The organism is Sphingomonas sp. SP3 (assembly GCF_058514305.1).
Genome location: NZ_JBZSOE010000001.1, coordinates 302726 through 316169, shown reverse-complemented (window position 1 = coordinate 316169; position 13444 = coordinate 302726). Strand labels below are relative to the sequence as shown.

The 13444-nt window shown below is 64.8% G+C and carries 14 protein-coding genes; 5 read left to right on the top strand and 9 right to left on the bottom strand.

What is annotated here, in order from left to right:
• Window positions 1-5: 5 nt before the first annotated feature.
• Both def and recR read right to left on the bottom strand, forming a co-directional pair.
• Entirely contained in the window at window positions 6-554 is a 549-nt protein-coding gene (gene def / locus AC4K8G_RS01785) for a peptide deformylase (protein ID WP_491732468.1), read from the bottom strand.
• 31 nt (window positions 555-585) lie between these two features.
• Window positions 586-1182 (bottom strand): recombination mediator RecR, encoded by a 597-nt coding sequence (gene recR / locus AC4K8G_RS01780; RefSeq protein ID WP_491734390.1) that lies wholly within the window; start codon window positions 1180-1182, stop codon window positions 586-588.
• A gap of 46 nt (window positions 1183-1228) precedes the next feature.
• Between recR and fmt the strand changes: the two genes are divergently transcribed.
• Window positions 1229-2125 carry a methionyl-tRNA formyltransferase gene (fmt, locus tag AC4K8G_RS01775; protein ID WP_491732467.1) on the top strand — a complete coding sequence of 299 codons (897 nt, stop codon included), beginning with the start codon at window positions 1229-1231 and terminating at the stop codon, window positions 2123-2125.
• Entirely contained in the window at window positions 2122-2862 is a 741-nt protein-coding gene (gene truA / locus AC4K8G_RS01770) for a tRNA pseudouridine(38-40) synthase TruA (RefSeq protein WP_491732466.1), read from the top strand. Before fmt ends, truA begins: the two co-directional genes overlap by 4 nt.
• On the opposite strand, the gene AC4K8G_RS01765 is transcribed toward truA, so the two are convergent.
• The 6 genes from AC4K8G_RS01765 to tpiA all read right to left on the bottom strand — a co-directional run bounded on the left by AC4K8G_RS01765 (window position 2859) and on the right by tpiA (window position 8203).
• On the bottom strand, window positions 2859-4088 hold the full coding sequence (locus AC4K8G_RS01765; protein WP_491732465.1) for a type III PLP-dependent enzyme domain-containing protein: 1230 nt from the start codon (window positions 4086-4088) through the stop codon (window positions 2859-2861). The genes truA and AC4K8G_RS01765 overlap by 4 nt on opposite strands.
• A gap of 28 nt (window positions 4089-4116) precedes the next feature.
• Window positions 4117-5082 carry a thioredoxin-disulfide reductase gene (gene trxB / locus AC4K8G_RS01760; RefSeq protein ID WP_491732464.1) on the bottom strand — a complete coding sequence of 322 codons (966 nt, stop codon included), beginning with the start codon at window positions 5080-5082 and terminating at the stop codon, window positions 4117-4119.
• A 46-nt stretch (window positions 5083-5128) separates the two neighbouring features.
• Window positions 5129-5275: a lmo0937 family membrane protein gene (locus tag AC4K8G_RS01755; protein ID WP_491732463.1), complete on the bottom strand. Its 147-nt coding sequence runs from the start codon at window positions 5273-5275 to the stop codon at window positions 5129-5131.
• A 65-nt stretch (window positions 5276-5340) separates the two neighbouring features.
• Entirely contained in the window at window positions 5341-6975 is a 1635-nt protein-coding gene (pyrG, locus tag AC4K8G_RS01750; RefSeq protein WP_491732462.1) for a CTP synthase, read from the bottom strand.
• 73 nt (window positions 6976-7048) lie between these two features.
• The gene (gene secG, locus AC4K8G_RS01745) at window positions 7049-7399 is read right to left on the bottom strand and encodes a preprotein translocase subunit SecG (protein WP_491732461.1); all 351 of its coding nucleotides are present in this window, start codon (window positions 7397-7399) and stop codon (window positions 7049-7051) included.
• Between the two features lie 48 nt (window positions 7400-7447).
• Window positions 7448-8203: a triose-phosphate isomerase gene (gene tpiA, locus AC4K8G_RS01740; RefSeq protein ID WP_491732460.1), complete on the bottom strand. Its 756-nt coding sequence runs from the start codon at window positions 8201-8203 to the stop codon at window positions 7448-7450.
• A 97-nt stretch (window positions 8204-8300) separates the two neighbouring features.
• Here tpiA and AC4K8G_RS01735 point away from each other — a divergent pair, with 97 nt between their 5' ends.
• The 3 genes from AC4K8G_RS01735 to AC4K8G_RS01725 all read left to right on the top strand — a co-directional run bounded on the left by AC4K8G_RS01735 (window position 8301) and on the right by AC4K8G_RS01725 (window position 11307).
• Window positions 8301-10232: a peptidylprolyl isomerase gene (locus AC4K8G_RS01735; protein ID WP_491732459.1), complete on the top strand. Its 1932-nt coding sequence runs from the start codon at window positions 8301-8303 to the stop codon at window positions 10230-10232.
• An 84-nt stretch (window positions 10233-10316) separates the two neighbouring features.
• Window positions 10317-10967, top strand: coding sequence for a transcriptional repressor LexA (gene lexA / locus AC4K8G_RS01730; protein WP_491732458.1), 651 nt, complete (start codon window positions 10317-10319; stop codon window positions 10965-10967).
• 1 nt (window position 10968) lies between these two features.
• Window positions 10969-11307 carry a VOC family protein gene (locus AC4K8G_RS01725; RefSeq protein WP_491732457.1) on the top strand — a complete coding sequence of 113 codons (339 nt, stop codon included), beginning with the start codon at window positions 10969-10971 and terminating at the stop codon, window positions 11305-11307.
• Here AC4K8G_RS01725 and AC4K8G_RS01720 read toward each other — a convergent pair.
• Window positions 11304-13439, bottom strand: a complete 2136-nt coding sequence (locus AC4K8G_RS01720) for a ComEC/Rec2 family competence protein (RefSeq protein ID WP_491732456.1) — start codon at window positions 13437-13439, stop codon at window positions 11304-11306. The two genes, AC4K8G_RS01725 and AC4K8G_RS01720, sit on opposite strands and share 4 nt — an antisense overlap.
• Between the last annotated feature and the right edge of the window lie 5 nt (window positions 13440-13444).

Genomic DNA, 13444 nt, shown 5'->3' with positions numbered 1-13444 from the left:
TCCCCTCAGGCAGCTTTTTGCTGCTGCTCCTTGCGCCATTTGGCGAGCTTCTTGAGCACCATGTCGCGCTTCAGGCGTGACAAATGGTCGATGAACAGCACGCCGTTCAAATGGTCCATCTCATGCTGCAGGCATACCGCGAGCAGCCCGTCGATCTCTTCCTCGTAGGTCTTGCCGTCGACGTCCTGCCACTTGGCGCGGATTTTGTCGGGCCGCATGACCTCGGCATATTGCTCGGGCACCGACAGGCAGCCTTCGGTGTACGGCACCTCGCTGTCGGAGTGCCACAGGATCTCGGGGTTGATAAAGGTCCTCGGATCGCGGACTGGCTTGCTCTCGGGATCCTCAGGGTCCGCCGGCTCCTGAAGGTCGATCACCAGCAGGCGAATGGGGACGCCGACCTGCACCGCCGCAAGGCCGATGCCGGGCGCGTCGTACATCGTCTCGAACATGTCGGCGACGAGTGTCTTCAGCTCCTTGTCGAACGTCTCCACCGGCTTCGAAATCTGCCGGAGGACGGGCTCGGGGGTTTCATAGATGCGGCGAATGGCCATGGCGGCGATTTAGTCTTTCAGATGAGGGGGTTCAAGCGATGGGGCGGCGGGCGCGCAGTGCTTGAGCGAGCGTGCCTTCGTCGAGATAGTCGAGCTCTCCGCCGACCGGAAGGCCGTGTGCCAACTGGCTGATCCGGATCGGGAATCCTTCGAGACGCTCGGCGAGATAATGGGCCGTGGTCTGACCTTCCAGGGTGGCATTCATGGCCAGCACCACTTCGTCGATTCCGCCCGCCGCGACGCGCTTCACCAGCTTGTCGATGCTGAGGTCCTCGGGCCGTACGCCCTCAAGGGCCGACAAGCGGCCGCCAAGAACGTGATAGCGGCCCGGGAACAGCCGCGAGCGATCTAGCGCCCACAGGTCGGCGACCTCCTCCACCACACACAGGCTCTTGTCGTCGCGACGCGGATCCTTGCAGATGCTGCACGGGTCCGACGTGTCGACATTGCCGCAGACCGAACAGGTCGACAGCTTCTCCGAGACATTGGTCAGTGCGGCGAGGAGCGGCTGGAGGGCGGTCTCGCGCTTCTTCATCAGGTGCAGCACCGCCCGCCGCGCCGAACGCGGGCCGAGGCCGGGAAGCCGCGCCAGCGCTTGGGACAATGTTTCGATTTCCTGACTTGCCACATGGGCGAGGTAGGCAATTCCGCCGCCATTCGCCATAGGCACGCCCATGCGCATCGTCTTCATGGGATCGCCGGACTTCGCGGTGCCGAGCCTCAACGCCCTGGTCGATGCCGGGCACGAGGTCGTTGCGGCCTACGCACAGCCGCCGCGGCCGGCGGGCCGGGGGAAGAGCGACCGGAAGACTGCCGTGCAAAAGCGGGCCGAAGATCTCGGCATCGAAGTCCGTACGCCCCGGACCTTACGCGACGAGGAGGAGCAGGCGCGGTTCAGGGCCCTTGACGCCGACCTGGCTGTGGTGGCGGCTTACGGGCTGATCCTGCCCAAGCCGATCCTGGAGGCACCCAAGGGCGGTTGCATCAACGTCCACGCCTCGCTCCTGCCGCGCTGGCGCGGCGCGGCCCCGATCCAGCGCGCGATCCTCGCCGGGGATGAGACCAGCGGCGTGACTATCATGAAGATGGACGAAGGGCTTGATACCGGGCCGATGTTGCTGAAACGCGAACTCAACATACGCAGCAAGAATGCCGGACAAGTAACTGACGAATTGGCGCAACTTGGTGCGGATGCGCTGATCGAATGGCTTGGCCATCCGACGCCGCCCGAAGTGCAGCCCGAAGGCGCCACCTACGCCTCCAAGGTCGACAAGGCCGAGGCGCGGATCGACTGGAGCAAGTCCGCGGAAGAGATCGAACGCCAGGTTCGCTCCTTCGCCCCCTCTCCCGGCGCCTGGTTCGAGGCCAATGGTGAGCGGGTGAAGCTGCTCGACGCCGAGCATGTCGATGGCGACGGCCCGCCGGGGAGCGTGATTGGAGCGCCGCTCGTAATCGCCTGCGGTGAGGATGCCATCCATGCCCGCACCGTCCAGCGCGCCGGAAAGGGCGCGATGGGAATAGAGGAATTGTTGCGGGGCTTTCCGATCGCTGAAGGCACTATGCTCAAGTGACCCGCTGGCGGCTCACCATCGAATATGACGGCGGACCCTTCATGGGATGGCAGCGCCAGGACCATGGCCCCTCGGTCCAGCAGGCGCTTGAGGAAGCGCTTCACAAGATGACGGGCGAGGACGGCCAGTTCATTGCTGCCGGGCGCACCGACGCCGGCGTCCACGCGCTGGCGATGAGCGCGCATGTCGACATCAAGCGCGACCTGACCCCGCACCGGCTGCGCGAAGGCCTCAATGCCCTGTTGCGCCCCCACCCCGTCTCGGTGCTGGAGGTCGAGCAAGTGACGGATGACTGGCACGCGCGGTTCAACTGTGTCGGCCGCCGCTACCTCTACCGGATCCGCAACCGGCGCGCGCCCCCTGCCCTGGACGTAGGCAAGGTCTGGCACATTGCGGTGCCGCTCGACGTGGATGCCATGCGGGAGGGCGCGCAGCACCTGATTGGACGTCATGACTTCACGACCTTCCGCTCGGCGCAATGCCAGTCGGATAGCCCGGTGAAGACCTTGGACGCGCTGGATGTCGCGCGGAACGGGGACGAAATCCACGTGCGGGCCGCGGCGCGGAGCTTCCTTCATCACCAGGTACGGTCCATGGTCGGCTGCCTGGCGATGGTCGGCCGCGGGCAGTGGCAGCCCGACGACATGAAGAAGGCGCTGGAGGCTAAGGATCGTGCCGCGCTCGGGTTCAATGCCCCGCCCGACGGCTTGTACTTCGTCGAGGCGGTCTACCCCTAGACGAGGAGCTCGCGGGCCATCGGCCGGCTTTCCCACGCCTGCGGGCTCGCGCTCAGCGCATAGGCGCCGGCGGTGAACATGGCGATCAGGTCGCCCGGTTCCGCGTGCGGAAGCATCACCTCGTCGCCAAACACGTCGTTCGGGGTCGCGAGGCAGCCGGTCACGGTCACCTGCTCATCCCGCGGCGTATCGAAGCGATTAGCAACGGCGATCGGGAAATTGCCATGGCCGCGTTCGAGCAGGCAGCCGGTGGCGCGGAGCAGGTGATGACCGCCGCCGTCGGTGGTCAGGAAGGTCTGGCCGCAACTCTCGGTGCGGTCGATCACGCGGGAGAGATAGACGCCGGCTTCGGCAACCAGCCAGCGGCCAAGCTCAAGCGACAGGCGGGTGGTCGCGAGCAGTTCGGGCGCTGCGCACAGGGTTTCGTGAAGCGCACTCGCAAGACGATAAACGTCGAGGTGCTGCTCACCATCGAAGCAAGGTACGTCGAAGCCGCCGCCGAGGTTTAACTCGGGGATCGGCATGTCGAGCACATTGGCGATGTCGCCGGCGCAGGAAACAATGGCCTTGTGCGCTTCGATCACGGCGGCATCGTCGAGGCACTGAACACCAGCAAAGATGTGCAGGCCGCGCCAGTCCACTTCCGCTTCGAGCAGCCCCTGAACCAGGCCGGGGGCGCGATCCGCGTCGACCCCGAACGGGCTTGGCCGGGCGCCCATGGTGATGCGGCCCTCGCTGATCGAAAACGGCGGGTTCACGCGAACTGCCAATTTCGGACGAATCCCGAGCTTTTCGCCGGCAAGGATCGCGCGCCGCGCCTCGGCCTCGCTCTCGACGCTGATCGTCGCGCCGGCGGCGACACCGGCCTCCAGCTCCTCGTCGAGCTTACCCGGCCCGGCAAACGTCATCGGGATGCCTGCAAGCTCCGCGCGTTTCAGCCGGTCGAGCTCACCCTTCGAGACGATGCGGAAGCCGTCAACATACCTCCCAATGAAGTTGAGCAACGGCTCATAAGGATTTGCAGTGACGGAATAATATACCGCCAACCCGTCTGGCATCGCTGCCCGCAACCGGGCGATTTGCGCGCCGACGATGTTGTTGTCGTAGACGAAAAGCGGGGTCCCGCCCGCTTCGGCGACGCATTCCTCCGCGGGGATATTGCCAATCAGCAGTTGGCCGTTCGAATCGGCCGAGAAATATGGCGGGATCGGTCCTGACGGCTTCATTCGATCCCTGCCCCCCGTTTAGCCCGCCTTATTCGGCGGCGATCGCCTCATATTCCTGTGCTGCGAGATACTTTTCGGCATCGAGCGCCGCCATGCAACCCGTCCCCGCCGCGGTGACCGCCTGGCGATAGATCTTGTCCATCACGTCGCCGCAGGCGAACACGCCCTCGACGCTGGTGCGCGTGGTGCCGGTTTCGACCTTGATATAGCCGTCCTCGTCGAGTTCCAGCTGGCCGACGAAGAGCTCGGTCGCGGGCTGGTGGCCGATCGCAACGAACGCGCCTTCGACTTCGACGCGGCTGACGTCACCGGTGCGCTTATTCTTGATATCGAGCCCGACGAGCGCCTCGGGATCGCCGCCACCGACGAACTCAACGACTTCGCTGTCCCAGATGACGTTGATCTTCTCGTTCGCGAATAGCCGGTCCTGGAGGATCTTTTCGGCGCGAAGGCTGTCGCGGCGATGGATCAGGGTGACGTCATGGCTGTGATTGGTGAGGTAGAGCGCTTCCTCGACCGCGGTGTTGCCACCGCCGATCACAGCGACTTTCTTGCCGCGATAGAAGAAGCCGTCGCAAGTCGCGCAGGCCGAAGCACCCCTGCCCTTCATATGCTCTTCGGACGGAAGGCCGAGCCAGCGTGCCTGGGCGCCTGTCGCAATCACCAATGCATCGGCGAAATATTGCGCGCCGCTGTCGCCGGTCAGGCGAAACGGACGCCGCGACAGGTCCACCGAAGCAATGTGATCCCACACCACCTTGGTCCCGACATGCTCAGCCTGGGCCTGCATCTCTTCCATCAGCCACGGGCCCTGGATCACCTCGCGGAAACCCGGGTAGTTTTCGACGTCGGTGGTGGTCGTTAGCTGGCCGCCCGGCTGAATCCCCTGAATGACGATCGGGCTGAGGCCCGCACGCGCCGCGTAAATGGCCGCGGTCCACCCGGCGGGACCGGAGCCAAGAACAGCCACCCGCGTCGAAATACTGTTAGTCATGGCGTCGATTTAGGGGCGGTTTGACGCCCCCGCAACGTCCCGTTGGTCAGACGGCGCGGCGCCCAACGATGAAGTTCCAGATAAGAACGATGATTCCGACAACGAGCAAAATATGAATCAGGCTGCCGCCAATATGGACCAGGAGGCCCAGCGCCCAAAGGACGAGCAGGATGATCGCGAGCGTCAGAAGCATGGTGCATTCCTTCCGTGGTTCGCGGGCCGTAACGGACAAGTTACAAGCCCGTTCCGGTTGGAAGATTAAACCAGCCGGCTCTGCTTGACCGCCGCCTCGATGAAGCCCGCGAACAGTGGATGGGGCTCAAACGGCCGGCTCTTCAGTTCGGGGTGGAACTGGACGCCGATGAACCAGGGATGGTCGGGCCGCTCGACGATCTCCGGGAGCTGATCGTCCGGAGACATGCCGGAGAAGATGAGCCCCGCCCCTTCCAGCGCGTCGCGGTAATGGACGTTGACCTCATAACGGTGACGGTGGCGCTCGCTGATCTCATCCGATCCGTAGAGCGCCCGAACGACGCTATTGCCGTCGAGCTTGGCCGGATAGGCACCCAGCCGCATGGTGCCGCCAAGGTCGCCGCCGGCAGCGCGCTGCTGCAGGCCTTCGTCGCTCATCCACTCGGTAATCATGCCCACCACGGGCTCCGAGGTTTCGCCGAACTCGGTCGTTGACGCTTCGCTGATCCCGGCCTGGTTCCGCGCTGCCTCGATGCACGCCATCTGCATGCCGAGGCAGATGCCGAAGAAGGGAATTTCGCGCTCGCGGGCGAACTTCACGCTTGCGATCTTCCCTTCACTGCCGCGCTCGCCGAACCCCCCAGGCACGAGGATACCGTGCAACGGCTCGAGCTCGGCGGCAATTTCAGAATCGGGATGCTCGAACAGCTCGGCGTCGATCCATTCGATGTTGACCTTGGCTCGATTGGCGATGCCGCCGTGAACCAAGGCTTCGCGCAGGCTCTTATAGGCGTCCGGCAATCCGACATATTTGCCGACAACGCCGATCGTGACCTCGCTGTCGTAATGGTCGATCCGGTCCATGATCTCGTGCCAGCGCGCGACATCCGGTTGCGGCGCATCCTCGATACCGAAAGCACGGAGGACCTCATCATCGAGGCCGGCTGCATGATATTGAAGCGGCACATCGTAGATGTTGCGTGCATCGAGCGCCTCGATGACCGCCGACTTGGGCACGTTGCAGAACAAGGCGATCTTCTCGCGTTCCCCCTCGGGCAACGGCCGGTCGCAGCGGCACAGCAGCACTTCGGGTTGGACGCCGAGGCTTGAAAGCTCCCGCACCGACTGTTGCGTCGGCTTCGTCTTGAGCTCGCCGGCAGCGTTGATCCACGGGACCAGGGTCGTGTGGACGCTGACGCTGTTGCCGCGGCCAAGATCGTTCCTCAGCTGGCGGATCGATTCGATGAACGGCAGGCTCTCGATATCGCCGACCGTCCCACCGATCTCGCAAATGACGAAGTCGAGCCCGTCGATATCAGTAAGCGCGAATTCCTTGATCGCGTTGGTGACGTGGGGAATGACCTGGACCGTCGCGCCGAGATAATCGCCGCGCCGTTCCTTCGCGATGATGTCGCGGTAGATGCGGCCCGTCGTGACATTGTCCGATTGCTTCGAGGAAACGCCGGTGAAGCGTTCGTAATGGCCAAGGTCGAGGTCGGTCTCCGCCCCGTCGTCGGTCACATAGACTTCGCCATGCTGATAAGGGGACATCGTCCCCGGATCGACGTTCAGATAGGGGTCGAACTTTCGGATTCGGACCTTGTAGCCACGCGCCTGGAGAAGCGCCCCGAGGGACGCTGAAAGCAAGCCTTTCCCAAGCGATGAAACCACGCCGCCGGTGACAAATATGAACCGCGCCATGGGAGTTGAGGCTTAGGGGGATAAGCGCACCCGACGCAAGGCCGGGACGCGAAAAAAGTTTTTCAGCGGCCGGTTATTGGGCGAGCGGTACCGCCGGCTGCTGCTGGGTCGCGGGTGCGGCCGGGACCGGTTGGGCCGGCTTCGACTGTTCGATCGGGGCGGCGCTATTGGCCAGCGACGTGTCGATCTTGGTCGGCACGCGGGTCGCGCCGGCAATCGCCGCCATGACGATCGACAGGACGATGAAGATTCCGCCGAGGATCGAGGTCGAGCGGGTGAGGAAGTCGGCCGCGCCGCGCGCCGTCATGAACCCCGAGGAGCTTCCGCCGACGCCAAGGCCGCCGCCTTCCGAGCGCTGCATCAGGATGACCCCGACGAGCGAAATGGCGACAAGCGATTGAACGATCAGGAGGAATGCGAACATGACGGACTTTCCGGGAATTGGGTTGGCGGCGATCTAGGCGATCGACGTTCAGCCTTCAACCGTCGCCGCAGCGGCAACGATGGGGATGAAATCGTTGGCCTTCAGGCTTGCGCCGCCAACCAGCGCACCATCGACGTCCGCAATCGCGAATATTTCGTCCGCGTTCGAGGCTTTGACCGAGCCTCCGTATAGAATGCGAACACCACTGCCGGCCGCGCCGTAGCGCTCATGGAGCAGCCCGCGAATCGCGGCATGCATCTCGGCAATCTCCTCGACCGTCGGGATCTTGCCGGTGCCGATGGCCCAGATCGGCTCATAGGCGATCGCGAGCTCGGCCTCCTCGGTCGGCTCGTGCGGGATCGAGCCGTCGAGCTGGGCAAGCACGGTATCGACCGCTCTGCCGCTTTCGCGGACTTCCAAGCTCTCGCCGACGCACAGGATGACGTTGAGTCCGCATTCAAGCGCGGCGTGAGCCTTGGACTGGACCTCGGCATCGCTTTCGCGCTGCGCCTCGCGTCGTTCACTGTGCCCGACGATGGTCAGGACCGCGCCCGCGTCGAGCAGCATTTGCGCCGACGTGCAGCCGGTATGCGCCCCCTTGGGTTCGTGATGCACGTCCTGGCCACCAATGGCGAAGTCCGGAACCGCGCGCGCCGCTCGCTCGATCAGGATCGCAGGGACGCAAAGCGCGACGTCGACGCCGGAATAGCCGCGCGCGGCCTCGGCGATCAGGCGGACCTCAGCAAGGTCAGACGCCAGGCCGTGCATCTTCCAATTGCCGGCAACGAGCTTCTTCAACGCCATTCATGACCCCCAATCGGCGCCCCGAGTAGCTGGGCCGCTTGATGCGCGCTACCCTGCCCCCTAAAGCACGCGCCATCCCCTTCAGAGCTGGATTGACATGTCTTCCTTTTTCCGTCGCGTTTCCAAGTCCAAAGTCGGCACCTGGATCATGGCTTCAATCCTGATCGCGATCCTCGCAGGTTTCGCGATCAGCGACATTTCCAACTTTGGGTCCGGCAATATCGGCTTCGGCATGGGCAGCACGACGGTCGCCGAAGTCGGCGACCAGCAGATCGGCGAAACCGAAATGAGCGAGGCGATGCAGCGCCGGCTGCAAGACGTGCGTCGCGAAAAACCCGAGGCCGATTATGCGACCATCGCCGGGGACTTCGAGACGATCCTCAATGCGCTCATCGACCAGCGGACCTTGATCGCCTTCGCCAACAAGTTCGATTTCCATTTGTCGAAGCGGCTCGTCGATGCGGAGATCGCGCAAATCCCCGGCACGAAGGGACTGAACGGCCAGTTCAGCCAGCAGGCCTATCAACAATTCCTGGGCCAGCAGCGCCTCACCGACACCCAAGTGCGCCAGGTTCTGACCGGCGGCCTCCTCCAGCGCCTGCTGCTGACCCCGGTCGCGACCAACGCCCGCGTATCGGTCGGAATGGCAACGCCCTACGCCTCGATGATGCTGGAATCGCGTGAGGGCGAAGTGGCGATGGTACCGCTCGACGCGTTCAAGGCGGGGCTCAACCCGACCGACGCCGACCTTCAGAGCTTCTACCAGACCAACCGTGCGCGCTACATGATCCCCGAACAGCGCGTGCTCCGCATCGCCCGGGTCGGTCCCGAGCAGGTCGCCGGCGTGACTGCATCCGACCAGGAGATCGCGACTTACTATAACGCCAACAAGGCGACCTACGCTGCCAAGGACACGCGCACGATCAGCCAGGCGGTGGTCCAGAACCAGGCAGCGGCCAGCGCCATCGCGGCAAAAGCCAAAGCGGGCGCGACGATCCAGGCCGCAAGCGGCGGAGCAGCCGTTACCTCGCTTAGCGACCAGACGCGCGACGCTTATGCGGGCGTTGCCGGAAACAGGGCGGCCGCAGCCGTCTTCGCTGCATCGCAGGGCGCAGTGGTCGGGCCGGTCCAGTCCGATTTCGGCTGGGTTGTCGCCAAGGTCGAATCCGTGAAGTCGGTCAGCGGCAAATCGCTCGAGCAGGCCAAGGGCGAGATCGCGGCCAAGCTCAATGTCGACAAGCGCAAGCAGGCGATCGAGGACATGGCCGACAAGCTGCAGAACGCGGTCGACGACGGCAGCAACTTCGTCGAAGCGGCAGCGGCAGCAAAGGCGCCGGTGACGAGCACGCCGCTGATCACCGCGGCCGGCACGTCACGCGCGGATCCGTCGTTCAAGCCCTCCGCCGAGCTCGCGCCGGCGATCAAGACCGGGTTCGACATTGCCGCCAACGACCCGCCCGAGATCGTCTCGCTGCCGAACGACCAGGGTTATGCGATGGTCCACCCGGCGCAGATCCAGCCCGCGGCTCCGGCCCCGCTGGCGAGCATTCGCGACCGCGTGGTGAGCGACTGGGTCGCCAACCGCGCGGCGCAACGTGTGAAGGCCGTAGCCGACGCGATCGCCGCGAAGGCCGGTCGTGGCATGCCGCTCGCTCAGGCGGTGAAGGAGTCCAACTCTCCCCTTCCGCCGGTTCGCCCGATCGCAGCGCGCCGGATCCAGATCGCCAATTCGAAGGAGCCGGTGCCGCCCGCGCTGCAAACGATGTTCACGATCACCCAGGGCGCGGCCAAGGTTGCACCGGACCCGCAGGGCCGCGGGCTGTTCATCGTCAAGGTGAATAAGGTCACGCCGGGCAACGCGTTGCTTCAGCCGGGCCTCATCAGCCAGATGCAAACCGAGCTCCAGCAGAGCGCGGCCGACGATTATGCGCGCGAATTCGTGGCCGCCCTCCGCGAAGCGCTGAAGGTCGAGCGCAACGAAAAAGCGATCCAGGACGTGAAGACGCGCCTCACCTCGAGCGGTGGCTGATCGAGCATTGGCGGCGGGCTTGACCCGCGCCCGTTTGTTCAATACACGTTCCCCGTTCGTTCTTTACGACGGGAGTGATGACCGATGCTCACCGCGAAACAGCGTGAATTGCTGCTGTTCATCGACGACCGCCTGAAAGACAGCGGGATTAGTCCGAGCTTCGACGAGATGCGCGAAGCGCTCGACCTCAAATCCAAGTCCGGGGTGCACCGCCTCATTTCGGCGCTCGAGGAGCGCGGCTTCATTCGCCGCCTCCCCAATCGGGCCCGCGCGCTCGAAGTGCTGAAGCATCCCGAGGTCAAGCCGACCGCGTCCGTGACCCAGCTGCGGCCCGCTGCCCCTGCGGCGGCGAATGACACGATGGAAATCCCGCTCCACGGCCGGATTGCCGCGGGTACGCCAATCGAGGCGCTTCAAGGTACGGAGAATTTCTCGGTCCCGGCCGCGCTGCTCGGGCCGGGCGAACATTATGCGCTGGAAGTTTCCGGCGATTCGATGGTCGACGAGGGCATTCTCGATGGCGATTTCGCGCTGATCCGCAAGGTCGACACGGCCCGCGACGGCGAGATCGTGGTCGCCCTGATCGACAACGAAGAAGCGACCCTGAAGACCTTCCGTCGCGAGGGCAGCATGGTCCGCCTGGATCCCGCAAACCGGCAGTACGAGCCTCAGCGCTACGACCCGCGGCGGGTGCAAATCCAGGGTAAGCTGGCTGGCCTGATCCGGCGCTACTGAAGTGGCACGTATCGACTATGTTGAGTTGCCGAGCGCAACCGCGCATGAGCTGACTCGCGCGTTTTACAGCAAAGCGTTCGGCTGGGACTTCACCGACTACGGCCCGACTTATTCGGCGACGACCAACGGCACGACGGACGTCGGCCTCCAGGGCGATCCGGCAGATGCACTGTCAGCGCCCCTGCCGGTCGTCAGGGTGGACGACCTCGAAGCTGCGTTCGACGCGGTTGCCAAGGCTGGCGGAGTCATCGCCAAGCCGATTTTCAGCTTCCCGGGCGGGCGGCGATTCCAGTTCATCGATCCTTCGGGCAACGAGCTCGCCGTGTGGAGTGATCGCTAAGGCGCTAGTTGAGTCCAAGGGTGATGGCCGGTGCGGGAGTTCACCGTATCGAGGCGGGGTTTCGCCCCAAGATAGACCGCAACGCCCCCGGTCCGAGCCAGTCCTGAGCGGTCTAGTTTCAGCCAGCGCGGGGTGCATCCCCTGGGCAGGCGGCGGTCCGAGACGATGATATCCGCTTGGGCACACGCCCTGGTAAATGGCACCCAGTCGATCCACGTCGCGGACCGCGTTGCAAGGAGCCGCCATTCCCGCCCGTCCTTGCGAAGCACGGCCACACAGGCATCGTTCGAGCAATCGCTAAACGGGCGCTCGTCGAGCGCCGCGGGATCGCCATCAAAGCCGGAGGCTTCAGCAAGCAGGGAACGGACATAGTCGCCCGCGCGGTCTCGGAGGATGAACGGTGTTTTCCCCTCGACGACAGCGACATGCTTGCCATCGCCAGTGATGAGCAATTGAGGTGAGGGCGACGCCGCCGCTCCCGCAATACCCACAAGCACAGGTGCGAATCCCAAAAGCCTCAGCCGGCTGTTCCACAGGCACAACCACAAGCCGCCCGCGACCATCAGCCCATAGGACCAGCCGGGCATTGCCGGCAGGAGCGCGACGGCGCCACTTGCAGACGATACGGCATGAGCCAGGTGGAGCAGGCCATTGATCGAGGCGCCGCAAAGCCACCACAAAGGCCGTCCCCACCCCGCCACGTCCAGCAGCAGCGCCCCGGCTTCCAGCGGCATGATGACGAAGGTCGTCAACGGGATAGCGATGATGTTGGCGCCCACGCCGTAGAGACCGGCCCGGTGGAAGTGGAACAGCGCCATGGGGATTAGCGCGAATTCGACCACAAGGCCGGTCGCAACCATCGCCGCTAGATCGCGTAGGAGCCGAGCCGGGAGCCCCTCTTCCCGGCGCTGAAACCAACGGCGGGACAATGCGGTCGAATGGAGTGCGACGATCGCTGTCACCGCCGCAAAGCTCATTTGGAAGCTTGGGCCGGCCAGCGCTTCAGGCCGGAACAGCAGGACCACGAGGGCACCGGCTGCGATCAGCCTTATGCTCAGGGCGTCGCGGCCAAGCGCGATACCGCCGAGGATCAGGAGCGCGGCGACGCAACTTCGGACCGTCGGCACCTGCGCGCCGGTCAGCAAGGTGTAGCCGATGCCAGCCGCGGCAGCGGCAGCGGCAGCGACCAACACGAGGTTGAAGCGCAGCGCCAATCGCTCGCTCAGGGCCAAGAGCTTCAAGGTCAGGAACATGACGAAGGCGACGACTGCCGCGATGTGAAGACCGCTGACCGAGAGGAGGTGCGTCAGGCCGCTCCGCCGCATCGCCTCGGCATCATCGGCGCTCACCGCATTCTGGTCGCCGGTGGCCAGCGCAATGGCAATTCCCGCAGAACTCGGCGGAAGCTGCGCCGCGATATGCCGCCTAAGGCCATCGCGGGCGCGATCGAGCCCATGCGGATTGGAGGCCCGGACGACTGTCACTGGTCCCATGGCCTTGCCAACTCCACCGATGCCCTTGAGCCAGGCGTCCCGTGCGAAGTCATAAGTTCCGGGCAGCGCCATTGGCGGCGGCGGCGCGAGCCTCGCCTTCACGCTGATGAGCGCGCCCGCGGCAATCCCCGCCGGCAGCTTGTCGTCGTCGACCGACACGCGGACGCGGGGCGGCAATTGACCGCCCTGAGGCGCCAGCGTAAGGCGCACGGCCTGCTTGGCCGCGAGATAGTCGACGCTTTCCACACGTCCGGACACATCGGTGACGACCGGTCGATCGAGGCGCGGCTGCGCAACCCGGGCCGACCGACCCCAAACAAGGGCGCAACCGACAAATGCCGCGAGCGCGAACCAGCCGAGCGCGCGCCCGGCCCTGCCCGCGCCCATGGCGAACCCGATTAGCGAGAGCGCGGAGCTGAGGCAGAGGAAGGCGGACCACTGGCTTCGCGAGCCCAGCACGAACCAGGCCGCAATCCCGCTGCCGAGGCCGACAACGAACCAGGGCGGGAGCTGCGCGCGCTCCGCCTCGAGGATCTTCTCGATCTCCTCGTGAGCCGCGGAAAACCGCGCCTTCCAAAGCTTCCGAGCACGCTGTGGAAGAGGCGCTTCCCCTATGTTAGGGGCGCTCGTCCATTGCATTGCAG

Bases quoted from the DNA above. Each gene is read 5' to 3' on its own strand.
- AC4K8G_RS01735 (WP_491732459.1), top strand. From the start codon at position 8,301: ATGTCTTCCTTTTTCCGTCGCGTTTCCAAGTCCAAAGTCGGCACCTGG.
- tpiA (WP_491732460.1), bottom strand. From the start codon at position 8,203: ATGGCGTTGAAGAAGCTCGTTGCCGGCAATTGGAAGATGCACGGCCTG.
- AC4K8G_RS01765 (WP_491732465.1), bottom strand. From the start codon at position 4,088: ATGAAGCCGTCAGGACCGATCCCGCCATATTTCTCGGCCGATTCGAAC.
- def (WP_491732468.1), bottom strand. From the start codon at position 554: ATGGCCATTCGCCGCATCTATGAAACCCCCGAGCCCGTCCTCCGGCAG.
- secG (WP_491732461.1), bottom strand. From the start codon at position 7,399: ATGTTCGCATTCCTCCTGATCGTTCAATCGCTTGTCGCCATTTCGCTC.
- trxB (WP_491732464.1), bottom strand. From the start codon at position 5,082: ATGACTAACAGTATTTCGACGCGGGTGGCTGTTCTTGGCTCCGGTCCC.
- AC4K8G_RS01720 (WP_491732456.1), bottom strand. From the start codon at position 13,439: ATGCAATGGACGAGCGCCCCTAACATAGGGGAAGCGCCTCTTCCACAG.
- AC4K8G_RS01755 (WP_491732463.1), bottom strand. From the start codon at position 5,275: ATGCTTCTGACGCTCGCGATCATCCTGCTCGTCCTTTGGGCGCTGGGC.
- fmt (WP_491732467.1), top strand. From the start codon at position 1,229: ATGCGCATCGTCTTCATGGGATCGCCGGACTTCGCGGTGCCGAGCCTC.
- pyrG (WP_491732462.1), bottom strand. From the start codon at position 6,975: ATGGCGCGGTTCATATTTGTCACCGGCGGCGTGGTTTCATCGCTTGGG.
- lexA (WP_491732458.1), top strand. From the start codon at position 10,317: ATGCTCACCGCGAAACAGCGTGAATTGCTGCTGTTCATCGACGACCGC.